Genomic DNA, 25,243 nt, shown 5'->3' on the forward strand with positions numbered 1-25,243 from the left:
CAGGAACAGCACCGCGGCGCAGACACGCCGCTGGCGCGGTCAGCGGTGAAGAGTTCCCCGCGGCTGGTCCTTACATCGGGTTCCAGCCGTCAGTGCCGGCGAGATACTTCTGCGGGGTGTACTTGGCCGCCTGCGAAGCGCTCAGCTGTGGCCGGTTGCTGTTGACCGCCGCGCCCGGGCCAGAGTTCTGGTATTCGAGGAAGCGGGCGTTCCGCCAGGTGCTGCTCGACATGTCCGTCCACGGCTGCGAGCCGCGGATGGTCGCGCTCAGCGTCGACTCACGGTACAGGACCTGGGCGCCCTGCCGCCACGGCCGCCCGAGGGTGGTGACGTTGTTCGCCGCGCCGGTGACCGTCGAGCGGTAGAAAAGCATCCCGTAGGTCTTCTCGCGTGGCGTGCTCGCGGCCGTGATCGGCCCGCCGGTCGACCTCTTCTCGTGGATCGTGCATCTGTCGAAGACAATCGTGCCGCCTCCGAAGATGAAGTCGACCGTTCCTTCGATGTACGAGCTCACCACGTACGCACGGGTACTGTTATTCACCAGGAAGGTGTCCTGGTCGCCCAGCAGCCGGACATTACGGAGAACCGCTCGGTCCGCGTTCAGGTCAAGGGCGAGAGCCTGGCCGCCACTGCTCGTCGAGCTCTCATTGAAGTCATTCGAGACCGTGAGGTTCTCCGCCACGAAATTGGCGCCACGCGCGAACATGGTCGCACTCCCGGAGGTGCCGGACGTGCCGGCGGAGTTGTTGTACACGATGAGAACATTCGACGGTGACGCGCCCAGGCCCCGAAGTGTGATGTGCGGCTTGTTCGCCGGCACGGTCACCACCTCGCGATACGTGCCAGGCTTGATCGTGATCACCGCGCGAGCGGTGTTGTTTGCCGGGATCGCGTTGATCGCCGCCTGGACCGTGCGGTACTTGCCGGTGCCATCCGCGGCCACCGTCGGGGGCGCCGCGGGCGGCGTCGTGCCGGCGGCGGCGTCGAACCTCCACTGCATCCGCGCGATATCCGAGCAGGGCTCCTGCACGATCGGATTGTTACCCGCGGTCGAACCATCCCGGTTACTCATACACAACCCGCTGGAAACACTCCGCACCAGATACTTCCCAGCCGCGGCCGAAGAGGACGAGAACTTCCACGTCTGATTCGTGCCAGCATGGCACGACCACTGCCACAACTGCGTGCCAGCGACCTTGGACGCGGACGGCACGTCCACACACCGACCACTTTTACCGTTCACCAGCGCGAACCCACCAGACTGCGCCACAACCTTGAAACGCTGGTCCGCCGCACTGCCGTTACAAGCCACCTGAACCAGTAACGCGTTGCCGACCGCGGCACCACTGACATGGACACACTTACCGCTCGACCCACTCGCCACCGTATAGACCCCCCCGTTCACCGGAGACGTCGCGGCACCAGCGGAACCGACGGCGAACACCATCCCCACCAGCACCAGAACAGCACTGATGAAACCAGAGGAGAAGACACCGAAACGGCGCCCGAGAAGTAATTTTCCAGACCTGATTGACATAGTTCCTCGCGTGAGAAGATCTCGGCTTCTAAGGTGCGCCGGTGGCCCGCCCGAGCGAGCCACCGGCGGATTACTGTTCCGGCACGTTCGACGGCTGGGCTCGTCTGCCCTCGAACATTGAGGACCGATCAGATTCCGATACCGGCCTGCGGTCCCGCGTAGGTTCGAACCAGGCTCGGAACCTGTGCCGCCGGGTCGAGCCGGTAGGAGTAGAAGCTCGACGGAGTGAACGCGGATCCGCCGGTCTGCTGCTTTCCGGTGCAGTTGACCAGGATGCTGCCGGTCTGCCGCAGCTGGGCCCCGGAGTCCTTGTAGAATGGGTCACGCACGTTCTCGAAGTACCCGTTCTCCAAAACCATACTAGTTCCACCACGCGCATAGTTGCCGTAGCCTGTCACGTTCTGGAGATAGTTGTTGTACAGATGGGCATAGGCGACGTTACCTGTGCTGGGGTTACGCGAACCAGTATTGTGAATCCAGTTGTGGTGGATGGTCATCCGGGCGGTGATGTTGCTGGTCCAGCCGATCCCGAACGCCTTTCGACTCTCGGACAGGACGTTCCACGAGACAGTCAGGTTCGTGGTATCGATCCGACTGTCGATGAGTCCGTCGTTCATCCGCGTGATGTTGTTGTGATCGATCCAGATCCGGTTCGCGGTATCCATCTGGATGCCGTCGTAGTCGTAGCCTTTGTCACCCGGATCATCGTCGGTCATCCTGGTGTCGCGGATGGTCAGGTTCCGGATGATCACATTGCTGGTGCCGCCGCGGAGGTTGAGGCCTCCGTTGACTATCTGACCGTTCCGACCGACCCCGACGATGGTCTTGTTGGACGAGACCGGGATCTCCCGGCCGTACGGCGAGATGGTGATGGCCGCGTTGACCCGGATGATGTGCGGGGTGCTCGCGGCAGCGTACCGCTCCAGGTCCGCCTGGTTAGTGACGGTCACGGTCGTCCCGCCGGCACCACCGGTCGTGCCGGCGGCGCCGGCGAACCCGTCCGGGGCATTCGAGTAGGGCAGCGTCGGCGTCGTGCCGGCAGCGGCGTCGAACCTCCACTGCATCCGCGCGATATCCGAGCAGGGCTCCTGCACGATCGGATTGTTACCCGCGGTCGAACCATCCCGGTTACTCATACACAACCCGCTGGAAACACTCCGCACCAGATACTTCCCAGCCGCGGCCGAAGAGGACGAGAACTTCCACGTCTGATTCGTGCCAGCATGGCACGACCACTGCCACAACTGCGTGCCAGCGACCTTGGACGCGGACGGCACGTCCACACACCGACCACTTTTACCGTTCACCAGCGCGAACCCACCAGACTGCGCCACAACCTTGAAACGCTGGTCCGCCGCACTGCCGTTACAAGCCACCTGAACCAGTAACGCGTTGCCGACCGCGGCACCACTGACATCGACACACTTACCGCTCGACCCACTCGCCACCGTATAGACCCCCCCGTTCACCGGAGACGTCGCGGCACCAGCGGAACCGACGGAGAACACCATCCCCACCAGCACCAGAACAGCACTGATGAAACCAGAGAAGAAGACACCGAAACGGCGCCCGAGCCTCATTGACCGAATCACATCAAGTCCTTCACCTGAGATTGCTCCGAAGGCATCACTAAACGAGATTTAGGGCAGCCAGAAGCGCCACTGGATGCCATCCGACATCAGAATTCATGCCCAGGCACAGCGATCTCGGCTCCGCGGATTTTCCACGCGCTTCGCGCGCTCCATACCCGTGCGGCCTGGCCAGGGCAGCGCGGGAGATGGGCTCCGATGCCGTGCTCGCATGTGTGCATTCGCCCGGCGGCTCCGCGCCAGCCGGGCGCACTGTTCAGGCCGCCGTTCCGTGTTGGTTCGGCGGGCGTCCGTGGTGACTGCCGCCAGTCAGCGTCGCGGCGCCGCGAGAGTGGCCTCGGCACTGTCACCGCTGGCGGGCGGCGGCGAGCGGAGCGCGGTCAGGCGCATATCGGTCCCTTCAGGGTCACCATCCGGTCGGGCGGGCCGCGTAACAGGTCTGTCACCCTGCGGAGCACCACCGGACGGCGTGCTCGAAATGTCGTGGACGTCTAGGTAGATGCGTCGACGTGGGCGCGGACTACAGAAATCTCGAAGTTGGGATCCGACGTGCCGGGAGCGCCGGCCATCACCTCGCCGGGGACAGCCAGCCCACGTTCGCCCGCGCCTCAGCCGCCCGCCGACATCGCGGCGCCCAGGTCGGTTCCGGTCACGAGGAAGCCTGTGGCCGCGAGAGTGCCGTCGAGCGCACGTTCCCCCTGCGCGTTCCGCGGGTCCGTGGAGCGGAAGCGGACCGCGCCGCCGTCGCCGGCCTGCCAGGTGTTGCGGCCGAGCTCCGCTCCTTCGCCGACGACCGCCTGACTCGCGTTGCCGACCGAGACGTTGTTCCGCAGCACCGCGGCCGCCCGGGGAACCTTGAAGCCGATGCCACCGTTGCGGAACGCGGTGTTATTGATCATCTGCATTGCCCCGGTGTTGCCGCCGTCGTCAAAACCGGAACCGACGTTGTCCCAGGCGGCGTTGTGCCGCGCGACGTGCGCCGCCGAACGGACTGGGGCGCCGCCACCGAACCGAAAGCCCGTCGCGTTGCTGTCCCAGCTCGGTAGCCCCCACCGGTTGATCCCGTTGCCGTACGCCCAGTTGTGTTCCACCGTCACCGGGCTGGCGAAGCTGCCGAAGTCGAAGCCGTCGTTGGCATTGTTGAAGGAGCGGTTTCCGCGCAGCAGGTTGCCCTCGCCGAAGCCGAACTTCACGGCCACCCCGGTGCCGACCCCGCCCGGATCCGCCGGATCGCGGTTGTTGAAGAAGTCGCAGTCGAGCACCTGGTTGCCAATCGTCCCGTCATCGCGCAGGGTCAACGACGACCGGACGTTGTCGTGGATGACCAGCTGCTGGAAAACGTTGTACTGGCAGGCCAGGCACACATAGGCGTGACTGCGGGAGTTCTTGATCTCCAGCCCTCGCACGGTCCAGTAGCTGGCGCTTTGAGTGATCATCCACTTGTCGGCGGGCACCCGGCCCGCGTCGATCACCGGGCGCTCGGCGCCGTAGTTGGTGAGCGTGATCCGCTGCTGCGCGCTGCCACTGGTCCTGATCTCGACCGGTTCGGCCGGGCGGTAGAGCCCGCCGCGCATCACGATGGTCTGCCCCGGCCGCACCACGGCCACGGCCCTGGAAAGAGTGGCCAAGGGCTCCTCGATAGTGCCGGCTCCACCGTCCGAGCCATCCGGGGCGACATAGATGTCGCCAGCGACCACGCCGTTGGCACCACTGGCAGGCGGGGCCAGGGCCGCGCTGGACGGCGCGGCCGACGAGCCCGCGACCCCGAACGACTGGGCCGCGCCGCTGGCCATGCCGGAGCCGGGCTTCGTCGGGCTGCTGACGATCACGGGGACGGCTTCTGTCCCGAGCAGGGGCCGTTCGACAACCGCGTAGGTGAAGGCACCGCCGAGCGCGACTGTCACTGCCGCGCCCCCCGCGGCCACCTTGCTTGAAAAAACGTCCCGGATCACTCCCCACACCGCCGCGGGGGCGGTCGAGGCCGTCGCCGGCATCGCGGCGGCAAGCCCGATCGCCGCGGGGAGGGCAGCGACCCCGTACAGCAGTTGCTCCGGGGCCACCAGCTCACGCTCGTACCGGCCGCAGTGCGGGCAGCCGCGTACATGCCGGGACAGCCGCTTGCGCCACAGCGGGTCCGGATGGCCGTTCCAGGGGCGGATAAGGCCGTCCAGGTCGCGGCAGCGCGGGGAGGCCCTCAGCGCATGCGCGATCATACGGGTCGCCTCGAGCTGTACCTTCATCCGCCGCAGGCGCACCGACGCGTGCCTGGTGCCGACCGACAGCGCCGCCGCCAGCTCGGCTCGGCTGAGCTCGCCCACCGCTTCCTGCCACCAGAGGGACAGCAGGCGCCGGTCATCGTCGTCCAGCCAACGGGCCGCCTCCACCAGGTTTCGGCGCTGGCCGGCGAGAACCAGCTCGGTCACCGTGCGCTCGGCGAAGTCACCGGCGGGGTCCGCCGGTTCCGCCCCTGGGTCCTGCTGGTCGAACCGGGAGGTCGGCTTCGGGCGGCGCAGGTGCAGCTGGACCTCACGATGCGCGATGGCCAGCACCCAGGAGCGGAATCTATCCGGCTCCCGGAGACCGGGTAACCCGCGTACGACCCGGATCATTGTTTCCTGCACGACGTCGTCGACATCAGCGTGGTTGTTCAGTGCCTTACCGACAACGCCGTACACCAGCGGCAGATGCACGGAGATCAGGTCGGTCAGCGCGTCCTCATCACCCGCCCGTGCGGCATCGACAAGGACACTCACATCAACAGCGGTCGCTCCGGACGGCACCTTCGACACCATCCCGCCTTCCCTTCGCCGCGCCTACGTCCCCCGCCCGCGACGGGTGGGACCATAACTGCGCACCGGCGAACAGACCGTTCAGGCCCGAGGAAGCCGACCCTGTAAATCGGCCGGCCGGATCCCCTGCGGCGGACCGCTCATGCGGCCGTATGTTCGCAGAACACTCCCTCCCTGTAAAGACGCGGATGGCCACCAAGGGTGGGCGTAAAACAACGAGCAACAAATTGCTGCACAATTCTCGGCGGTCGGCCATGGCGCGGAGATGAGAGGACCTGACCCCGCCGCCGGCCGGCGGCGGACTCGTCGGCCTGCGCTCCCGGGTCCGCGCCGACGCCACCACCCCAGCCCCCGACGGCCGCACCGCGCCGACCGGCGGCGCGGGCGAAGGTGGCGGTGGCGGTGGCGACGGCAGCCGGGAACCGGCGGCGCTCTTCTTGGCAGGAATACGTCGTCCCCTGCCGGGACACCGTCCGCTTTCCGATTCCTGCCACCTCCGACACCCGGCTCGCCCGCGCCGTTTACACCTAGCTAGGCGGCGGGGTGGTTCTGGAGGAGTACGAACAGGGATTCGCCGAGGTTGAGCCGGCCGCCGTTGCGGGTGGTGATGGCGTCCGGTGCTACGTGGTCGGTGTCGCCTGCGAGCGCGGCAGCCGGGCGGTCTCCGGGGGTTGCCGGTGGTGCCGGGACGAGGGTGCGGCCGTCGCGGAGCAGCGCGGTGATCGTTCCGTCGGGGGTTCTGCGGAGCACGATGCCCTCTTCGTGGAGGTGGCGGTGGTGGGTGCCGCAGATGAGGGTGAGGTTGTCGAGGTCGGTGTGGCCGCCGTCGGCCCAGCCGGTGAGGTGGTGGATGTTCAGCCATCGGGTGTGGTCGCAGCCCGGGTACTGGCAGGTGCCGTGGTCACGGGCGTGGACCGCGGCGCGGAGCCGGCGGGTGGGGAACCGATACCGCCGGCCGAGGCGTAGTGGGTTGCCGTGGGGGTCGGTGAGCATCGCCTGGACGAGGCTGTCGCAGCCGAGGCGTTGCAGCACCGCCGGTGGGAGCGTGGCCGGTGAGGCGTCACCGGTCGTGGTGGTGCCGGTGGTGGTGGGTTGCAGGTCGGTGGGGTGCAGGTGCAGGACGAGGGTGTGCGCGGGGTGGACGAGCCCGGGGGCGCGGTGGTGCAGGAAGCTTTCGGCGAGGGCGACGAGGCCGTCGGCGTCACGCTGCCGATCCGACGCCGGCCCCGGCTCTGGTTCCGGCTCTGGCTCTGGTTCGGGTTCCGTGGTGGATTCGGTGGCGCCCGGTTCCGCGGTGCCGTGTTCGGTGGTGGTGAGGCTGTCGCGGGCGGTTTCGATCGCGGCGATCAGCTGGGCGCCCTGGTCGGCGGGGAGTACGGCAGTCAGGTGGATCATGCCGTCCTCATCGGTGCGCCAGGACACCCGGCGGGCGGCACGTATCCGGGCCCGGGTATCGGGGTCGGCGCTGCGTTGCCGGTAGGCGCGGGCCAGGTGTTCCAGGGCGCCGGCGGTGCAGTGTTCGGCGTGGTGGAGCCAGGTCTGTTCGGTGTCGGGGCGGGCGACCCGGGTGATCGCGCGGACCTTCGAGTAGGACAGGGTTCCGGCGGCGAACGCGGCGCGGATCGCGGGGAGCTGTTCGAGGGCGTGGGCGGTGGCGAGGTGCTCGCGGGCGGTTCTCGGGTTGAGTCCGCATCGCCAGGACAGCCAGTGCGCGCAGGAACGCATCCCGATGCCGGACCAGCCGGTGCGCCGGTCGAAGGCGGCGAGCAGGGCCAGCCAGGTGCAGGTCGCGGCCGCGATCCGGCCGGCCCACTGGCAGATCGCGGTCTCCAGCTCGCCGACCGGGACGGCGTCGGGGTCCGCCGGGAGAGCGGCGGGCGGGAGACGCGCTGCCGGATCGGGGCCGGTGGGCGGGGAGTTCGTGGTGGGCGTGGCGCGGGGAGCGTCGGGAGTGACAGCAGCAGTGCCGATCATGAGGATCACCGGGCCAGGGGTGTCGTCGGTCCATCGGACCCGCGCATCGTCACATCGACCACCGACAGTTTTCACAACCTCAACACGATCACAGCCCCACCTCGAGTCGGGGTGACCGTCCGGACGGCGACCGCAGCCGACGGGTGAGGTGGTTCAGCGGAACCGCCTCACAGTCTGGCTGTGTTGATGTCGATGTTTACGGGGCCGGGCCACGCTCGACGAGCTTGCCGACGGCGCGGCGCCGACAGTTCGCAGAGCGCTCCACCCACCTGTTTCAGCGCGGCATGCCCTTGGTGCTAGCCCAGCGGCAGCGCTGTGGGCGGGCCGCCGCGGGCCGGGCTGAGCAGCAGCGCACCCAGCTGTGAGCGGTCCATCCTGACCCCGACGTGGTAGTCGCCTGTTGGCAGCTCGGCGCCGAGCGGTACCCGCAGCGCCCGCGGCGCGTCGCCGTCGGCCTGGACGTCCACGACGAGCACCCCGCCTGCGGACCCGTCATGGTGGACAGTGATCAGCTCGCCGGCCAGCTCACACCGTTCCAGCGGGACGCCTCCCACCGAGATCACCCGCAGGCTTCCGCCGGTCAGCCGGCCGGCCAGGACACGGTGGACGCGCAGGCTCACCGTGTGCGGGTAGAGCTCCGTGCCGTGGACCCTCCCCGCGGCGAGTAGCGCGGCTCCCCGCGCAGCCGCGTGTTCGGAGTCCGCGACCGGCCACACCGGCACCCGCGCCTCTCCGCCGCCGGCGGCTTCAGCTTCGCCGGAGGCTGCCGAGCGGCCAGAGCCGCCGGGCAGGTCGGCCGGCCAGGCCTCGGCGACCGCCGTCCGGACCGCTTCCACCGCCGCCGGCAGGAAGCCGAGGCCGCCGACGACGACCACCTCCGGCCAGGGGGCTTCCCCTCCCGGCAGGGCATCCCCGCCTTCCCGCCGGCGCAGGTCACCCCGCCGGCGCAGGTCACCCCGCCGATGCAGCAGCCCGCCGACGGCGGCCCGCACCGTCTGGGCGACCGGTCCGAACGCGGCCGCCAGCTGGTCCGCGCCCAACTGCCGTCCGGGTCCGAAGACCAGTGCGCTGCCGGCATCCCGGGCGGGATCGGCCGTGGTCCCGCCCGCGCCCGTGCCGACCGGCTCCCGGCCGGCGCGTGCACCCCGCAGAAACGTCAGGACCAGGTCGTTCTCCGTCCTGATCGGCACCGTGTCCTCGCCGGGGCCGCCGGGGCCGCCGGGTCGGCCGGGACCGGCGCGCCGGACGGCGTCCACGGCAAAACGGCGGCCGGCGTACCCAGGCTGGATCCGGCGCTCCAGCAGCCGGACGGTGCCTATGCCCGCCGAGGCCGGGGCGGCGCCAGCCGGGGCGGTGGCGACCTCGACCAGGGCTGCCTCGACCGAGTCCGCGCCGATGTCACAGACCAGCACGAGGCGCCCCGGGATCCCCGGCCCCCCGTCCACCGCGAGCTGGTCAGCCCGGACGGCCGCGGCGCACACCGCCGTGCTGTGGACGGCGACGGCGTCCTGGGGCAGCCCCAGCCCGGCCGCCAACGCCTGCTGGAGCCGGGTCCGGACCTGCGCTCCGGAGTCGGTCGCGAAGCAGTCACCGGTCACGGCGACGGCGAGGCCGGCGACGGACCGCAGATCCCACGGGCCGGCCTCACCCGCGATCGTGATCTCGCTTTCCGCGGCCAGCGTCGCGAGGAGGTCCCACCCGGCCGCCACCGGACTGCGCGGTCGCGCAGCGGCGGGACCGGTGACCATCCACGCCCCGGCCCGGCCGCCGCCGGCGCCAGGCCCAGCGTCGGTGGCGGTGTCGGTGGCGGCGTCGGTGGCGGCGTCGGCGTCCAGGATGACGAGCCTGGTGAACTGGGTGCCGAGGTCGACGCCCGCCCGGCGGCCCGGTGGCCTGGCGCTCATCTGGGCGGCCCCGCCACCGCGGCGGCACTCGAACCGGCGGCCCCGCTCCGCAGGAACGAGTCCACCAGCGCTGGGCGAGTGTGTTGCAGGGCCCTCAGCAGCTGGGCGAACCGGTCCGCAGGCCCGTGCCGTTCGCCGTAGCGGGCGATCTGCAGCGCGGCCAACAGCGCATCATCCCCATGGACTGCCAGCAGCCGCAGATCGATCGGCGCGGGACGCGGGGTCGCCAGCGCCTGGAAGACGGCCAGCGGCGGCGGCAGCTGCCCGCTCGGCGGAGTGAGCCAGCGGAGCCATCCGCCCTGCGCGGCGTTCAGCGCCGCGAAGCTGCCCGACCGGGTGAGGTGGACGATCCAGGAGACCGCGGCCTCGGGCAGCTCCTGCAGCGCCGCCCGGACGGTCTCTCCTCCGCCGGAGAGCTGCAGCAGCAGGAGCGCTCCCGCGTGCGTGCGTGCCACCCGGTCGGTGTCCCTCCCGTCGCCGCGGATCAGTCGGGCGAGGATGCCGTCGAGGCGCTGGAACGTCTCGAGGCGGTTGGCGAACACGACGGCGTCCTGCAGGTCCGCCATGGTGCCGCCGGAGAGCAGGATCCGCAGGGCGTCGGCCTCCTCGGGCTCCCGGGCGAACCTGCCGGCCATCGCCGCCCGCCGTCGGCTGCGGGCCTTCTCCAGGCTTTTGCTGGCCGGCAGCGGGGAGACGAAGGCCGGGTTCGTGTCGGTGAGCACGTCGAGCAGGTCCTCGGCCTGGTCGACGTCCAGTGGGTCACGCCAGGTGGACAACGCGTGGACCAGGCCGGCGGTGTCCTGGAAGAGGGCGCGGGCCGCCAGCAGGCGGCGGAAGTACTCACGGCCGTAGCCGCTCGGCGGCTCCGCGGCTTCCGGCAGGTCACCCCAGCGCACCAGCAGCCTCGACTGCCCGCTGGAGATCTGCGCCTGGGTGGTGAAGGCCAGCCGGAAGGGGGTCGGGTCGTCGGCCGCGGTGGTCACGGCCATCCCGGCGAGCATTCCGGCCGGTAGCAGGGCCAGCACCGCCTCGATGAAGCGCAGGCGCTGCTCGGTGGTCAGGGCCGGCGGTGCGCCGACCACAGACACGGGCCCGCCGAGCAGCCCCGCGGCGACGGCGGCAACCGCGCCGAAGCCGAACGCGTCGACGTCCTGGGCACCCAGGCGCTGGTCGGCGGCGACGAGTTGCAGCCGGCTCGGCCGGGTGCCGGACGCGGCCGAGGCCGAGGCCGCGAGGCCCAGGCCGGTGATGCCGACCCCCGATTCCAGGAACCGCTCGAAGCCGGTGTGGCAGCACCAGTCCGCGCCGCGCACCGCGAGCCGCCCACCGCCGTCACCGAACAGCACCAACCCGTCGGACGTCCCGCCCGGCGGACCGTCGCGGCGCACGCCGGGGGCGTACAGCCGCGCGAGCTCCCAGATTCCGCGGCCGTCCGCCGAGGCGGGCGGCGGTGACGGGGCCGGATCGACCCAGCCGGCACCGAGCGGGACGCGGGTGCCCGCGGCCAGTCGGGACGACGGGTCGTCCGGCACCTCCTCGCCGTCGGTGGGCTCCGTGTTCCGGCGGAGCAGCCGGCGGCGGGCTTTGGGCTCGCCGATCAGCCTGCCGAGCCGCTGTCGCTCGTCGGCGCGGCGGTCCGGCCACAGCTCGTCCAGGGCAGCCGTCCAGGTCCTGCGGCGAGCGACGCTGAACGGGGCCCGGTTGGCTTCGGCCCACAGCCATTCCTCGAGCGCCGGTGTCAGCGCCTCGGCCCGGCCGCTCCACCCGGCGAGCCGGACGACGGTCAGCACCGCCGCCTCACCGATCCCGTCCGCGGCGCCGACCGCGGCGAGATCCGGGTGGCCGACGGACTCCTGGCTGTTGCCGCCCAGCGCGCGGAACGGACGCAGCACCGCGTCGGTCTGTGGCTGCCCGGCGGCGGCCAGCCACTCCACCAGCTGGAGCAGCCCGGGCACCCCCCGACTGGCGAAGTACCGCACCAGCACCTGCAGGGTGCGCGCCGGGCTGGCGGCGAGCCCGTTCCGGACCGGGGCCCAGGTCGCCCGGTCCCCGGTCGCCCCTCCGTGCTCCCGGATGATGTCCGCCGCAAGCTCGACCGCGTCCGCCGGCGGCGGATCGTCGTCCGCTCCCGGCTCCAGCAGCCCGCCGACGATCGCGGCGAACATCGCTTCGGGCGCACCCTGCAGGTGCGAGGCCAGGTCCCGGTATTCCCGCCCACCCGCGGCGCAGAGCCGGACCACGAGGTCGACCACCGCCGGGGCCAGCGCCGGGGCCCAGTGGCGCGCGACCAGGGTGAGATCCTCCGGCCGGGCGAAGGGCAGCAGCAACGGGACGAGGACGCCGGTCGGGTCCGCCGGCGCGGGCAGGGCGGCCAGATGCCGACGGAGGTGCTCCGGGCCTGCCTTCCCGGCGGCGAACCGGGTGGCCAGGTCCAGCGCGGCGGTCTCCGTGAGAGCCTGGAAGATCTCCCCGGGCCGACTGAAGCTGCGCGGCGTGGTGTCCTCGGCGAGCCATCCCAGGACTGTGCGCAACCCGCCGTCGCCGTCGCCGCCGCCGTGAATGTGGTCGTGGCCGATCCCGTGGTCGTGGCCCGCGTCGTGGCCGAGCCCGTGACCGGCGCCGCGGTCAGCCGGCCGGTTGCCGTCGATCAGGTACGCCAGCAGGGAGGCGTAGCGGGGAGCCCATTCGTCGTTCGGGTTCGGCGGGCCGAACCGCGGGGGGCCGTCGGGTCGACCTGCCGGCCGGTGCCGCCGAGGTCCTGTCCGAACGCGACGCGCAGCCGGTGGCTGGTCGCGACGTCGACCCAGGTCCCGACGGCGAGAGCGCCCTCGGCGCCGGCCGGCAGCAGTGCGGCCACCAGATCGAGAAAGGCGATCCGGGCCGAATGGCTGGCCAGCTCGGGGACGGGACGCACCACGACCGGACCGTCCAGTGCCAACGCGGCGGTCACGACCGCGCCGCGCAGCAAGCGCAGGGCCGGGCTGGCCAGGGCACCCTCCCGGCGAGGCGGCGACGCGGCGGGGTGCAGGGACAGCGCCTGGCCGCCCGTGACCTCGGGAAGCCGGCGCAGATGGCTCACGGTCGCCACCCGCACCGCCTCGTACAGCGCCGTGAAACTCCCCAGGTGACGGCGGAAGTCGTCCAGCGGCAGGCAGAAGAAGCGGGTGGGGATGACGACCCGGCCGGTGGCGTCGACCGCCCTGGTCGGGTCCGCGGGCCATTCGCGGATCGCGACTCCCACGTAGGGCGTCTCGCCGGACGTCGCGGCGGTGAAGGTGATCCACGGCAGCGCGTCCGGCTCGCCCGCGCGCTCACCGGCCGGCGAGCCGGGCGAGAAATGCTGGATGATGCGTTCCAGCGTCGCCGGTCGAAGCCGGGCCCCTCCGGCGCACAGGATCTGGTAGTCCTCGCGCTGCCCGGGCTCCTTGCCCAGCAGCGCCCATTCGAAGCCGACGGTGTCGGTCACCGGCGCTCCCCGTTGATCCGGGTCACCAGGCCCACGACCGGCTCCAGGACGTTCATCGGCGCCACCCGGCCGCGGATGCGGGGCACCCCACCGGTCATCACGACGTTCGAGTAGTCGACGGGGTTGAACCTGCCGTCCGGGCCGGCGAACAACCCGATGGAGGAAGTCGCGTAGTAGCGAACCCGCGACGGGTCGAAGAATCCGCCGATCGCGTCTCGTAGATGGGATGCGCCGGTCGATCTGGTGCAGAGCTGCTCGAAATAGCGATGGGCGACATCGCTTTCGATCCTGGGCGGCCCCGATCCGTTGGCCAGCGTGTTGAGCTTGCCGTCCAGGGCGACTCCGAGCACCCGGGGGTCGTCGAACTTCGTGACGCAGACGGCGAGGTGGTGCGGCAACAGCCCACCCCGGCTTCGCCGCGCGGCGCGGACCTTCTCGAGCACCCGGTTGATCATGGCATCGAAATAGGCGTAGTTGTCGCCGTCCGCGCGGTCCCGCTCCCGGATCGGGTCGAAGAGAAGGACGATCCCGTCGCAGCGGACGAGATGGTCGACCAGCTCTTCGTGCTGCGCCGCGCCCCGGTCCGGAGGGCGGCGAGCCGGGATCGGCGCGCTGGTCTCGTCGTCGTCGAACCTCAGCCCGTCGTCCTCGACGCCACCACTGCCGCCGCTTCCGCTTCCGCCGTCCAGGGCGCTGATCTCACTGCCGCCGATTCCGCCGCCCCGGTAATACAGCGCGCCGGAGACGTCCAGGAAGTCGAGGGTGAAATCGATCGGCGGCGTGCGCTCAGGCCTCGGCCGCGCGGGATTCGAGCCCGGCCGCAGCACCCGGCCCTCGAAGATGAGCCGCAACGGTGTGTTGGCCAGCGTTGCCGGAGGGAAACGGTGGTCCTGGACCAGGGTGCTCCGCAGCCTTTCCAATGCGCTTCCGGTCGCCGCGTCCGCGCTGGTGATGGTCCAGCGGACGTGTCTGCCCCCAGGCTCGCGGGGCTTGTGCTGGATGGCGGCCAGCTGCATGGCAGCCATCAGGGTCGTCTTCCCACTGCTCGTCGCCCCCCAGAGCCCGAGGCGCACCCGGCCCTGGGGCGACGGGCGCGGGCCCGCCGGCGGACGCGTCAACGCGGGCCGCCCGGTGACGCGACGCCCGACGCCGGTGCCAGCGGCAGTGGCAGCGGCTGCCCGGCGGACCCGGCGAACAGCCCCAGCGCGTCGGCCACCTCCTGCGCGGAAGCCGTCTCGAGCAGGAACAGCGCGTCCGCACCCAGCACCCGCCAGACCGCACCGGCCCCGGACGGACCACCGGCACGCCCACCGCCACCCGCACCGAATCCGAAACCGGCGCCGAAACCGACGCCGGAGCCGGAGCCGGCCAGGAACGCTTCCTGCCCGCAAACGGCCACCCGACGCGGGCGCTGCACAGTGGCCAGGCTGTCCATGAGTGTTCTCCAGTCGTGCCGGTCCAGGCAGGGGAGCGTAAGATCATCGGGTCGCTGCCTCGGTGGATGCGGAGGCCTGGCGGCGACGGTCACCAGCGCGCGGGCAGCCCCCGGCCGCCACGGCAGCCGGGCCGCCACAGCCAGCGCGTCCTCCAACGGGGCGGCGAGGTCGTGCTGGGGAACGCTCGGGCCCCACTCCCGCAGCGCCACCCGGACCTGCAGGCCCGCTGCCGGTCCGACGGTCCGCACCACCTGCCCCTGGTCAGGCCACCCCTGGCCCAGGTAGTCGTGGTCGTCGTAGCCGAGCACCACGAAGCGGACCGCGTCGGCGTCGGGATGCTCGGCCACGACCAGGGCGATCAGCTCGTCGACCAGCCCCAGTCGGCGCAGCACGTCCTGCGCCGTTCCCGCCATCTCCACCAGGCAGACCACGTCCACCGGGTCCGCGCCGTAACGTTGCGGGACGCCGGCCAGCAGCTCCGGCCAGCCCGGATTGTGGACCCGGATTCCGGCCGGTTCGAGGAAGCGGATCCGGCCCGGCCCGTCCAGGGCGAACCGCAGTCGCAGGTCGGCCCGCGGGGTCGCCGCGACCCAGCCGACCGTGATCGGTGCCCAGCCGTCCGGATGCGGTTCGGCGCCGGCCAACCCGCCCGCGCCGGTCACCCCGCCCGCGACGATCACCAACGCCAGCTCGGGCGGGGCGGTGGCCGGCACCGAGACGGTGACCTCGGCGGTGGGAGGCTGCCCGTCGGTGATGACGGTGCCGGGCGGGAAGAGCGTCCGGGTGGTGAGGCGCACCCCGCGGGTGACCCGGTCGACGTCCGCCACGACCAGCCCGTAGCCGACGGCGAGCGGCAGCTTCCGGCGCGCGGCCTCAAGTGCGGTGGCGAAACTCTCCCGAGGCCGGGCCCGGGCCTGCTGGACCGCCGGCGCGCCATCGGCCCGGCCCGACCCGTCGGCCCGACCCAGCTCGTCGGCCAGGGCGTCCGCGACCTGGCTGGTCACCGGCCAGTCGACCGCCGGCCGGATCAGCAGGATCTCGGTGGCCAGCGTCTCGGCCACCGCGGCGAGCACCGGCACCAGCGAACCGGGCGTGATGTCCTCCTCCAGACCCGCCGCGAGGCGCAGGCGGCGGGCGTCGGGGTCCGTGGGCAGGGCTGGCAGCAGGTCCGGCCAGGCCCACTCCCGGGCGGCCGCCAGCCGGCCGGGCTGACCGTCGAAGCCGGTGGTCAGCGCGCTGACGACGACGGCGTCGGGCCGCAGCTCGATGACCGCGATCCGTGCGGGGCCACCCGAGGCCATCCGCCGCAGCAGCGGGCCGAGCACGGTCTCGGGCTCCCGCAGACCCGGCCGGTCGGCCGCCGCGGCCTCCGGGGTGGCGGCCAGCTCGGCCAGCTCAACCAGCTCGGCGGCGAGTTCCGTGGCGGTTCTGTCCCCGCCGCGGATGAACGCGGCGATACGGACCGGCAGATCGGGGTCGGGCTGCTCCGTCGCGGCCAGCACCCGGGCGGCGGACCGCAGGTCGTGGCCGCACCTGGCCTGCGCCAGCCGCGTGTCGAACGCCTGTCGCAGCTGTGCCGTGATCTCGCCGAGCACCTGAGGGCTCCGCAGCTGCCAGCCGCACCGCGGGCAGGTTGTGTCCCGCTCCGCCACCCGCCGCCGGCACACCGGACAGCCCACCGCGGCCTCGGCCGCGCTCCAGCTCACCGCGTCGTCGTCCCTCATGAGTCGTCGAAGTCAGCCGTCCGGCCGGCTCCCCGTCACGCGCCGGCGGTACACACCCGCCGGTCTCGCCCGCGGGCAGCAGGGCCCGGGCCGCGGGCCGCGAGCCCGGGGCCCGGTCACGCCTGGCTGGTCAGTTCCGCCACTGGCCGTAGCCGTTGCCGGAATCGCCGTCGAAGAACGGGCCTGAGGGCGGGATCGGCTCGTTGCTCGGGTAGGGCTGGTACTGGTCCCCGCTGGGGTGCTGCCCGGTGGAGACCTGCTGCAGCCCGATCCGACCCAGCAGGTTGTCGAGCCGCGACCGCCGGGGCGGCGGGACCGGCCGCGCCGGAGCGGGGCGCCGCGGCGAGAACGCCGTCGGATTCATGTAGGCCTGCGGGTTGCGCCTCGCATCCCGGGTCATCCGGCGTTTGAGCTGGTTGAGGGCGGCCTCGCTGGCGTGCTCGGCCGCCTCGGTCTGTATCTCCAGGCCGATGGCCCGCCGTCGGTGCAGCCCGGCGTTCGCCATGATCGCGGCCGCCCGCCGGTGCCGGATGCGCTCCTCCTCGGCCCGCAGCCGGCTCTTCCCGTCGAGGGCGACCGCCTGCTCGTAGTCGTTCGCCGGGCCGACGGAGATGATGAACTTGACGATGATCGGCAGGCACTCGATCGCCGTGATGAACACCAGCAGGAACCGGTGCGCGAGGCCCAGGGCCGGCCGGTGCGCGGTCAGGTTGTCCAGCGCCTCGATGCGGATCAGCAGGCCGTTCTCCTTGCCGTTCTCCTTGCGGAAGTTCGCGATGGCCGCCGTGCGTGCCGTCCTGAGGTCCGTGAGCTCGGTCTCGACCGTCTTCAGCCGGCCCTTCGCGGTGTTCTGCGCCGCGCCCCTGGTGTCGGTGGCCTTTGACCGCGCGGTCGCCTGGGCGGTGGTGAGCTGGCCGTTCAGCACGCTGAGCTCATCGCGGTACCGATCCCGGAGCGCCACCTTCTCCGCGTAGGCCGGGCCGCGGCCGACCTTGCCGCTGCCGCAGGTTCCCTCGTTCTCGCAGATGACGGCCTGCTCGGCGGCGTCGTACTGCTGCTGCTTGGTGTCGACCAGCTTCTGTATGCGCGCGACGTCGGGGTCCGTGCTGACGTCCACGGTGTCGGTGCTGGTGTCGATCGTGGCCTGCAGCGTTTTCTGCTCCGCTTCCAGCGCCTTGATCCGCATGCCGCGCTCGTCGGTCTGCGTGGTGGCCAGGAATTCGCTGTCCCGCTCGCTGCGCATGAGCGAGAGCTCGGTCGTGATCTCCGCCTCGAAGATTCGCAGCACGAGCGGCGTCGAGATCACGACGCCGATCAGTATCGCGAGGGCGAGCCGGGGAATCGCGATCGGCAGAATCTGATACCAGTGGTCCCGGCGCTGCATCGAGACGACCAGCCACCGGTCGAGGCTCATGATGGCGAAACCCCAGGCCACCCCGAGCAGCAGATAGAAGAACGGGCTCAGGCCCAGCGCCATCCGGAGGGCGAAGGCGCAGGAGATACCGGCCATGGTCGACGTGGTGAGCACGGCGGCGCCGATGCCCACGTACTTCGGGACGTCGGAGGGAAAACGGTCCAGAATATCGGTGTTGGCGCCGGAGAGCCATAGCAGCACCCGGGTCGGACGCGACCGGCGCTTGCCGCCCTCATCCCACGGGTCCTCGTCAGGCAGACCGCCCGGCCAGGAACCCCCGGAAAGCCCTGACCCCGGGTCCTGCGAAAAACTGTCGTTCGGCATGACGCTCCCCGTTTACGCCATCTGTCGGTGTGGGTGGCCGGTGGCCCGCCCAGCCCGATGTCGAGGTGCCCCTCAGAGCCCCGCCCGCATTCCCCCACAGCCGCGGAGGCCGGCGGGAGGCGTACCGGCACCCGCCGGCCGGCGGCCTTGCCGCGCCACCCGACCACTCCCCTCCCCCGCGGGCCCTCCGCGGGGCGACCGACCACCACTCCCGCACAGACCGCTCAGGCCGATGCAGCTCAGGCGAACGCAGCTCGGGCCGATGCACCCGACACCCGTATACCGACTCTCGGAATGAACGTACCGCACACCGCGGGCAAATCACAGCCGAGGTCGGGGCGCGAGCCCGGTCTATAACCGAACCAGCAGGCAGCGCCTTTGCCTCATAGCAACCACGGCTCGCCGCGAAGCCGGCGACCACGCACCCGCTACACCCCCACCCACGGTTGCCCTCGCTTTGAGAAATCCACCGGACTACGGACCGGAAGACCACGGCATCAACCGGCCGGCGGGCCCGCGAGCACCCCGGACAGGCTCCGGCCGGGCTCCGAGCGGGCCCCGGACAGGGCCCGGTCAGCCACTATGATGGCTGCACTATGACGGGGGCGAACGACCACGAGACGAACTGGTCTAACCACTACCTGCTCGCCAATTTAGAGCAGCGCCGCGGGTGGCTCAGATCGGCGATACCAGCTGCGGTAAAAGCGCGGCGACCCGAGATCGTCCTGGGCCCCGAACTGGGCTCGGGTGGGTACGGTCTGGTGCTGGAGGCAACCCAGAAACAATTGAATCGCCGGGTTGCCGTCAAGGGAATTCTCGGCGTGACCGACGAGGCGCAGCGACTGGCTGAGCTAAATCATCCACATGTGGTGCAGGTATACGACTCGTTCAGCCAGGTCTTCGGGCAGCACCACCTGCAGGTGGTCGTGATGGAATATCTTCCGGGCGCCACCCTGAACGGGCGGCGCGAGCGGCTCTCGCCCGAGCAGTCGTGCGCGGTGGGGCTCGCGGTCGCCGCCGGGCTGAACCACGCCCACCAGAAACTGCTGCACCGCGACATCAAGCCCGCGAACATCATGTTCGCGGAGGACAACACGCTGAAGGTCGGCGACTTCGGGCTCGCGAAGTCATATGTGGGCCAGGCTGTCCACACCGACAACGTGGTCGGCACCCAGGCCTACATGGCGCCCGAGCAGATCACCGCGGGGAAGCTCACCCCGGCGACCGACGTCTATGCCCTCGGTGTCGTGCTCTACCAGCTCCTGACCGGCCGGCTCCCGTTCGGCCCCAAAGGGAACATCGCGCGACCGGAAACCGGGGCCGGGAACCAGCCGCCGGCGATGGGCGCCGTGGACGACCGGATCGCCCGGGTCGTCCTGCGCACCCTGGCGAGAAGGCCCGACGACCGCTACTCCAGCGCCGCCGAGCTGGCCCTGGCCCTCGCCCACGCCGCCACCGACGCCTACGGCCCCGGCTGGGCCGACAAGGCGCGCACGGGCCTCCCACTGCATCTGACGGACCTGCCTGAACTGATCGAGATCCTTCGCCCCACCGGGCCCAACCCCGCCAGGCCCCCACGCCCGAACCGTTCGGACACGTCTCGCGGCTCTGACCCGCGAGCCCTGGGAGCCCCGCTGCGCGGCCACGAGAAGCCGGTGCACGCGGTGGCGTTCTCCCCGCGCGGGAAGATCCTCGCCAGCGCGGGCGCCGATCAGCGCATCCAGCTGTGGGATCTCACCGCCCCCGTCAGCCCGCGGCCCCTCGGCGGGCCGCTGCAGGGCCACGACGGCACCGTCCTGTCGCTGGCCTTCTCCCCGAGCGGCAGCATCCTGGCCAGCGCCGGCGCGGACCGGACGGTCCAGCTGTGGAGACCGACCGGCCCGACAGCACTGCGCCTTTCCGGCCGGCAACCGCTCGAACACGCCGGCCTGGTCAGCTCGGTGGCGTTCTCGCCGAACGGGCGCATCCTCGCCAGCGGCAGCAGGGACACCGCGATCCGGCTGTGGGACGTCACCGATCCCACTGCCCCGCGGCCCGTCGGCGATCCGCTGCTGGGCCACCAGGGCTCGGTGTGGTCGTTGGCGTTCTCCCGCAGCGGGCGCATCCTCGCCAGCGGCGGGGCCGACCAGAGGATTCGGCTGTGGGATCTCACCGAGCCGACCAACCCCCAGCTCATCCACGACCGGCTCGGCAACCAGTTCGGCCAGGTGGACGCGGTGGCGTTCTCCCGGCGTCGCGACACCCTCGCCGGCGCGAGCGCCGGCGCCACGAGGGTCGGCAGGGCGACGGTGGCGTTGTGGGATGTGGCCGATCCGGCCGATCCCCGGTCGCTCAGCCAGCCGATGCGGGGCCGCGGGCGCGCCGGGGTGAACGCGATGGCCTTCTCACCTGTCGCGGAGATTCTCGCCGCCGCGGCCTTCGACAAGGTCGTGCGCCTGTGGCACACGACCAATCCGGCCGCGCCCCAGCCCCTCGGCGAGCCACTGCGCGGCCACACCGACCGGGTGCGCTCGGTGGCGTTCGGCCCGCAGGGCGACATCCTCGCCAGCGCCAGTGAGGACGGAACAGTACGCCTCTGGACGAGGTTCACCACGACGGCCCCGACCGGGCGGAGCTGAGCCCCCCGCAGAGCTGAGCCCCCCGCAGAGCTGAGCCCCCCGCGGAGCTGAGGCCACCGCGGAGCTGGGGCCCCGCGCCCGGAGGCTCCGACGGTCCGTCTCGTGCCGCTCCGGTGGCTGCCGGTCCGCCTGCGCGCCTTTGCCGGGGCACTCCCGTCAACCAGATGGTTGACGTAGCTGCTCACCTGCACTACCTTCATTCTCAACCAACCAGTTGAGGATAGATGGGGTGATGGTGGATCAGCTGTCACGGCTTTTCTCAGCCCTCACCGATCCGACGCGGCGGGATCTCGTCGCCCGGCTCACGGCGGGCGATGCCACCGTCGGCGAGCTCGCCGCGCCCTACGACATGAGCATCCAGGCGGTCTCGAAACACCTGAAGGTCCTTGAACAGGCGGGCCTGGTCAGCCGCACCGGCCCGGGCCACCGCAGCCCCGTCCACCTGGAGGCACAGGTGCTCGACCTGATGACGGGCTGGATCGAGCGCTACCGCCGCCAGGCCGAGCAGCGCTACCGCCGCCTCGACGCGGTGCTCGCCGCGATGAAGGACCCCGCGGCGGCCGACCCGTCCCACATCGCCGGCGAGAAGTCGGCCTGAGAAAGGGAAATGACTGATGAGCACCACCAGCAGCAGTGCCACGACCGCCATCGAGACGACCCGGATCGAGGCCGACCCGAACGTGCCGTTGATCCGGCTCACCCGGGATTTCGTCGCCACGCCGGAGCAGCTGTTCCGCGCACACACCGACCCCGACCTGTTCGCCCGCTGGGTCGGGCCGGACGGGATGGTCACCACCGTCGAGCACTGGGATGCCAGCAACGGCGGAAGCTGGCGCTACGTCGCGCGCCGCGACGGCCTGGATTTCCGTTTCCGCGGCTGTTTCCACGACGTCCGCCCGAACCGGATCGTCCAGACCTTCACCTTCGAGGGCGAGCCGGACAGTGTGGCGCTGGAGACGATCTGGTTCGAGGATCTCGGTGACGGCCGGGCCCGGCTGCACGCCCAGTCGCTGGTCGACAGTTTCGAGGGCCGCGACGCCTGGCTGCGCAGCGGAATGGAGACCGGCATCAACCAGGGCTACGCGAAGCTGGCCGCCCTGGTCTCCTCGGGCACCGTCTGAACGGGGAATCAGCCGGGCGAAGGGACGACATCCATGACCGAGAACTCCACGCTCTCCGTTTCACCTGCCGGGCTCCCACCCGCCGAACGCCATCGGCTGATCGCGGGCATCTTCACCGACCGGGTGCTCGGCGCGCGCGACTGGGACGCCCCCACACCGGTCGTCGGCTGGGCGGCGCGCGACGTGGTCCGGCACCTGTGCGAATGGTTCGCCGGCTTCCTCGAAGCCAGCGGCGGACCGGCGCTGCCCCACGGCCCGTCCGTCGACGAAGACCCGGTAGGCGCCTGGCAGGTGCATGCCGGCGGCGTGCAGCGGCTCCTCGACGACCCGGCCACCGCCGCCCACATCCTGCGCAACCCGCACGTGGGTGAGCTGTCGGTCGCCAACGCGACCGACATGATCTACACCGCCGACGTCTTCATGCACACCTGGGATCTCGCCCGGGCCACCGGGCAGGACGACCGCCTCGACCCCGCCTTCTGCGCCCAGCTCGTCGACGGAATGGCGCAGATGGAGGACGTCCTGCGGTCATCCGGGCAGTACGGGCCAGCCGTCGCCGTGCCCGCGGGCGCCGACGCCCAGACCCGCCTGCTCGGGTTCATCGGCCGCGACCCGCACTGGCGGCCCGAGCTGTCCTGAGCCGTCCTGAGCAGCGGACGTCCAGGGTCCCGGCTCACGCGCGCAGCGGCGCAGGAGCGCTGCCAAGCAAGGCTTGAGGATTTTGGTTGTTGGAACGACCGAAATCCTCAGGTCTTCGAGCTACCGATTCGAGCTGCGCACAGCTACCAAGCAAGACGAGGCCTGAGGATCCTGGTCGCTGGGAGGCCTATTCGAAAAGCTTCTGGCCCAGGTACTCTCCGGGCTGGACGCCCGGCGGACAGGCGAACAGTCCGCTGCCGACATGCTGGATGTATTCGTTGAGGGCATCGTTGGCCTTGCCGGCCAGTGATTTCTGGATGGTGACGAACTGGGTGCGCGGGTCGCGCTGGTAGGCGATGAAGAACAACCCGGCATCGAGCCGGCCCAGGTCGTCGGTGCCGTTCGTGAACGAGTACCCGCGGCGCAGGATCACGGCGCCGTTGTTATGGGAGGAGTGGGCGAGTCGGACGTGGGCGTTGGGATCGATGAGCGGCTCACCGTCGGCACCTTTGGCCCCGAAATCCAGTGGGTCGAACTCGTCGCTCTTTCCGGGCGGCGCGCCGCTTCCCTTGGCGCGGCCGATGACCCGCTCCTGTTCGGTGAGCGGCGTGCTGTCCCAGGGCTCGATGAGCATGCGGATACGGCGGCTGACGAGATAGCTGCCGCCGGTCATCCAGGCCGGCCCGTCGCCGGGCTGAACCCAGACCTGGGCGTTCATGATGGCCGTGTCCTCGGCCCTGATGTTGGCCGTGCCGTCCTTGAAACCCATCATGTTGCGCGGGGTGACCTGGGCGTTCGAGGTGGAGCTGGTGCGGCCGAACCCCAGCTGGGAGTAGCGCACCGAGGCGGTGCCACGGGCGAGCCGGGCCAGGTTGCGGATGGCGTGCACGGCGACCTGGGGGTCGTCGGCGCAGGCCTGCACGCACAGGTCGCCACCGCACAGGGCCGGGTTGAGCGCGTCGCCCGGAAAGGCGGGCAGGTCGGCGAGCTGCGGCGGACGTGAGGCGGCGAGCCCGAAGCGGTCCTTGCCGGTGGCGTCCGTGAACAGGCTGGTGCCGAAGCCGAACGTGAGGGTCAGCCGGGCGGCCGACAGCCCCAGCGCCTCCCCGGTGTCGTCCGGCGGTGCGCCTGGCTCGCCGGTCACCGCGCCGGTGCCGACATCCGTCCCGACGGTCAGGTGGGTGGCCGCGTTCGTCCAGGCGGTGAGCAGCGCGATCAGGTCCTCGCGGGTGGCCGTCGCGCCGAGGTCGAAGGCGGCGAAGTGCAGCCGGTCCTGAACCGGGGTGACGATGCCGGCCTGGTTCGCGCCGAAGAACGGCACCGTCTGGCCCGACTCCGGTGACCCGTCGTCCGTGGTGGAGACGGCGAAGGCGGCGGCGGTGCCACCGGCACCCACACCCGCGCTGACGACCGCGGCGCCGCCGAGGAGTCCGACGACGCGGCGACGGCTGAAGCCGCGCGACGCGGGCGCCGGAGCCGGCGCCGAGTCCGGAGCCGGCGCTGACGCCGCCGACGCTGACGCCGGCGCCGAGTCCGGTGCTGGCTGACTTTCGCGGCCGTGCGGGCCGCCGGGGTCGGGTGAGGTGCTCACTTGCTGGTCACGACTCCCGCGATCTGGCCGATCGGCTCCGAGATCGCGTCGACCTCGACGGCGAGGGCCTTCACCTGCTCCGGGGTGAGGGTGTCGTAGGAGACGTACGGGCTGCCGGGGATGTAGCCGTTGTCTCCCGGCTTGGCCAGGTGGGTGTCGAGCAGGCCCACCAGCGCCGGGAAACGCTTGTCGAGGGTGGACACCAGCTCGGGGTCCTTCTCCTGCAGGGCCGGGCGCAGCGCGCTGTAGACGTACTTGGCGCCGTCGACGTTGCCGGCGAAGTCGACGAGGTCGATGCGGGAGTACCGCTCCTCCTCGCCGGTGACCTTGGACGCGGCGACCTCGTCCAGCAGCGACTTCGCCCCGTTGGCCATCACCAGAGGGGTGAGCTCGACCGTCTTGACCAGTTCGTTGAGCTTGCCCACGTTCGTGCTCAGCGCGGTCGCGAGCGGCTGCGTCGCGTCCAGGGTCTTCTGCTCGAAGAGCTTCTGCTCGATCGCGTGGAACCCGACGAACGGCGTCTCGGGGGTGGCATCGTCGATCCGCATGTCGATGAGCGGGTCGAGGTCACCGAAGGACTCCGCGATCGGCTCGATCCGCTCGTAGTGCAGGCGCACGGCCGGGTAGGCCTCCTTCGCCTTGGCCAGGTCACCCGAGCTGATCGCCGCGACGAAGGTCGCGGTGGTGTCGACCAGCGCCTGGGTCTCGGACTCGACGTAGGTCTGGTACGAGGTGACCGCGGTCTGCAGGTTCTGGTCGAGCGTCTGCGGAGGCGCGGCCTTGCCGGTGACCTTGAGCGCGGTGCGAATGCCGTCGCCGACCATCCCGGGCTTGCAGGCCACCTGGTACTCGCCGGCTGGCAGGTCGACGATCAGATTGCGCTTCGTCGACGGGCCGACGTTCTCCACCTCGCCCATGATCCGGTCGCCGGCCGCGTAGACGTACACCTCGGTGACCTGCGACGCGGTGTTGGTGACCGCGAAGGTGTGCCGGCCCGCGGCCAGTTCCACGCTGGCCACCTCGCAGTTCTTGTCGCCCGCCTTGACCGCCACCGGTCCCCCGCCGGCGCCGGCCCCCCGGACGAGGCGGGGCTGGCCGTCTCGTCCGAGGAGCAGGC

16 protein-coding genes are annotated in these 25,243 nt (G+C 71.2%); 4 read left to right on the forward strand and 12 right to left on the reverse strand.

From position 1 onward, the window contains the following. Positions 1-70 precede the first annotated feature (70 nt). From FREUN1FDRAFT_RS41360 to FREUN1FDRAFT_RS11985, 10 genes are all read right to left on the reverse strand, one after another. Entirely contained in the window at positions 71-1,537 is a 1,467-nt protein-coding gene (locus FREUN1FDRAFT_RS41360; RefSeq protein ID WP_006540296.1) for a pectinesterase family protein, read from the reverse strand. A 128-nt stretch (positions 1,538-1,665) separates the two neighbouring features. After that, positions 1,666-3,117 carry an RICIN domain-containing protein gene (locus FREUN1FDRAFT_RS11945; RefSeq protein WP_050795834.1) on the reverse strand — a complete coding sequence of 484 codons (1,452 nt, stop codon included), beginning with the start codon at positions 3,115-3,117 and terminating at the stop codon, positions 1,666-1,668. A 617-nt stretch (positions 3,118-3,734) separates the two neighbouring features. After that, the gene (locus tag FREUN1FDRAFT_RS11950; protein WP_035951358.1) at positions 3,735-5,918 is read right to left on the reverse strand and encodes a sigma-70 family RNA polymerase sigma factor; all 2,184 of its coding nucleotides are present in this window, start codon (positions 5,916-5,918) and stop codon (positions 3,735-3,737) included. Positions 5,919-6,446: 528 nt separating this feature from the next. Next, positions 6,447-7,889: an HNH endonuclease signature motif containing protein gene (locus tag FREUN1FDRAFT_RS11955; protein WP_006540299.1), complete on the reverse strand. Its 1,443-nt coding sequence runs from the start codon at positions 7,887-7,889 to the stop codon at positions 6,447-6,449. A 296-nt stretch (positions 7,890-8,185) separates the two neighbouring features. Then, positions 8,186-9,793 (reverse strand): hypothetical protein, encoded by a 1,608-nt coding sequence (locus tag FREUN1FDRAFT_RS11960; RefSeq protein WP_006540300.1) that lies wholly within the window; start codon positions 9,791-9,793, stop codon positions 8,186-8,188. Then, positions 9,790-12,324, reverse strand: coding sequence for a hypothetical protein (locus tag FREUN1FDRAFT_RS11965; RefSeq protein ID WP_006540301.1), 2,535 nt, complete (start codon positions 12,322-12,324; stop codon positions 9,790-9,792). The genes FREUN1FDRAFT_RS11960 and FREUN1FDRAFT_RS11965 overlap by 4 nt, the downstream gene beginning before the upstream one ends. A gap of 116 nt (positions 12,325-12,440) precedes the next feature. Then, the gene (locus FREUN1FDRAFT_RS11970; RefSeq protein WP_006540302.1) at positions 12,441-13,259 is read right to left on the reverse strand and encodes a hypothetical protein; all 819 of its coding nucleotides are present in this window, start codon (positions 13,257-13,259) and stop codon (positions 12,441-12,443) included. Beyond that, complete coding sequence (locus FREUN1FDRAFT_RS11975) at positions 13,256-14,284, reverse strand: hypothetical protein (protein WP_157474673.1); 1,029 nt, start codon at positions 14,282-14,284, stop codon at positions 13,256-13,258. The genes FREUN1FDRAFT_RS11970 and FREUN1FDRAFT_RS11975 overlap by 4 nt, the downstream gene beginning before the upstream one ends. An 89-nt stretch (positions 14,285-14,373) precedes the next feature. Further along, the gene (locus FREUN1FDRAFT_RS11980) at positions 14,374-16,419 is read right to left on the reverse strand and encodes a hypothetical protein (protein ID WP_006540304.1); all 2,046 of its coding nucleotides are present in this window, start codon (positions 16,417-16,419) and stop codon (positions 14,374-14,376) included. A gap of 130 nt (positions 16,420-16,549) precedes the next feature. After that, positions 16,550-18,157: a DUF4407 domain-containing protein gene (locus FREUN1FDRAFT_RS11985; RefSeq protein ID WP_006540305.1), complete on the reverse strand. Its 1,608-nt coding sequence runs from the start codon at positions 18,155-18,157 to the stop codon at positions 16,550-16,552. A gap of 596 nt (positions 18,158-18,753) precedes the next feature. Between FREUN1FDRAFT_RS11985 and FREUN1FDRAFT_RS11990 the strand changes: the two genes are divergently transcribed. The 4 genes from FREUN1FDRAFT_RS11990 (at position 18,754) to FREUN1FDRAFT_RS12005 (ending at position 22,535) form a co-directional block, all read left to right on the forward strand. Continuing rightward, a complete protein-coding gene (locus tag FREUN1FDRAFT_RS11990) occupies positions 18,754-20,775 on the forward strand; it encodes a WD40 repeat domain-containing serine/threonine protein kinase (protein ID WP_006540306.1) in 2,022 nt (673 codons plus the stop codon). A gap of 232 nt (positions 20,776-21,007) precedes the next feature. Next, a complete protein-coding gene (locus FREUN1FDRAFT_RS11995) occupies positions 21,008-21,373 on the forward strand; it encodes a metalloregulator ArsR/SmtB family transcription factor (protein WP_035951359.1) in 366 nt (121 codons plus the stop codon). A 16-nt stretch (positions 21,374-21,389) separates the two neighbouring features. Then, a complete protein-coding gene (locus FREUN1FDRAFT_RS12000) occupies positions 21,390-21,896 on the forward strand; it encodes an SRPBCC domain-containing protein (protein ID WP_006540308.1) in 507 nt (168 codons plus the stop codon). Between the two features lie 33 nt (positions 21,897-21,929). Next, positions 21,930-22,535: a TIGR03086 family metal-binding protein gene (locus FREUN1FDRAFT_RS12005; RefSeq protein ID WP_006540309.1), complete on the forward strand. Its 606-nt coding sequence runs from the start codon at positions 21,930-21,932 to the stop codon at positions 22,533-22,535. Between the two features lie 187 nt (positions 22,536-22,722). Here the strand turns inward: FREUN1FDRAFT_RS12005 and efeB are convergent, their stop codons facing one another. Both efeB and efeO read right to left on the reverse strand, forming a co-directional pair. Beyond that, the gene (gene efeB / locus FREUN1FDRAFT_RS12010; RefSeq protein ID WP_006540310.1) at positions 22,723-24,126 is read right to left on the reverse strand and encodes an iron uptake transporter deferrochelatase/peroxidase subunit; all 1,404 of its coding nucleotides are present in this window, start codon (positions 24,124-24,126) and stop codon (positions 22,723-22,725) included. Continuing rightward, entirely contained in the window at positions 24,123-25,178 is a 1,056-nt protein-coding gene (gene efeO / locus FREUN1FDRAFT_RS12015) for an iron uptake system protein EfeO (protein WP_006540311.1), read from the reverse strand. Before efeO ends, efeB begins: the two co-directional genes overlap by 4 nt. Positions 25,179-25,243: the final 65 nt, after the last annotated feature.

Source organism: Parafrankia sp. EUN1f (assembly GCF_000177675.1).
In the GTDB taxonomy this organism is placed as follows: domain Bacteria; phylum Actinomycetota; class Actinomycetes; order Frankiales; family Frankiaceae; genus Parafrankia.

Excerpts from the sequence above, each read along its gene's own strand:
- FREUN1FDRAFT_RS12000 (WP_006540308.1), top strand. The coding sequence starts at position 21,390 with ATGAGCACCACCAGCAGCAGTGCCACGACCGCCATCGAGACGACCCGG.
- FREUN1FDRAFT_RS11985 (WP_006540305.1), bottom strand. The coding sequence starts at position 18,157 with ATGCCGAACGACAGTTTTTCGCAGGACCCGGGGTCAGGGCTTTCCGGG.
- FREUN1FDRAFT_RS11960 (WP_006540300.1), bottom strand. The coding sequence starts at position 9,793 with ATGAGCGCCAGGCCACCGGGCCGCCGGGCGGGCGTCGACCTCGGCACC.
- FREUN1FDRAFT_RS11975 (WP_157474673.1), bottom strand. The coding sequence starts at position 14,284 with ATGGCTGCCATGCAGCTGGCCGCCATCCAGCACAAGCCCCGCGAGCCT.
- FREUN1FDRAFT_RS11950 (WP_035951358.1), bottom strand. The coding sequence starts at position 5,918 with ATGGTGTCGAAGGTGCCGTCCGGAGCGACCGCTGTTGATGTGAGTGTC.
- FREUN1FDRAFT_RS11990 (WP_006540306.1), top strand. The coding sequence starts at position 18,754 with ATGACGGGGGCGAACGACCACGAGACGAACTGGTCTAACCACTACCTG.
- FREUN1FDRAFT_RS11995 (WP_035951359.1), top strand. The coding sequence starts at position 21,008 with ATGGTGGATCAGCTGTCACGGCTTTTCTCAGCCCTCACCGATCCGACG.
- FREUN1FDRAFT_RS11980 (WP_006540304.1), bottom strand. The coding sequence starts at position 16,419 with ATGAGGGACGACGACGCGGTGAGCTGGAGCGCGGCCGAGGCCGCGGTG.
- FREUN1FDRAFT_RS41360 (WP_006540296.1), bottom strand. The coding sequence starts at position 1,537 with ATGTCAATCAGGTCTGGAAAATTACTTCTCGGGCGCCGTTTCGGTGTC.
- FREUN1FDRAFT_RS12005 (WP_006540309.1), top strand. The coding sequence starts at position 21,930 with ATGACCGAGAACTCCACGCTCTCCGTTTCACCTGCCGGGCTCCCACCC.
- FREUN1FDRAFT_RS11955 (WP_006540299.1), bottom strand. The coding sequence starts at position 7,889 with ATGATCGGCACTGCTGCTGTCACTCCCGACGCTCCCCGCGCCACGCCC.
- FREUN1FDRAFT_RS11945 (WP_050795834.1), bottom strand. The coding sequence starts at position 3,117 with ATGAGGCTCGGGCGCCGTTTCGGTGTCTTCTTCTCTGGTTTCATCAGT.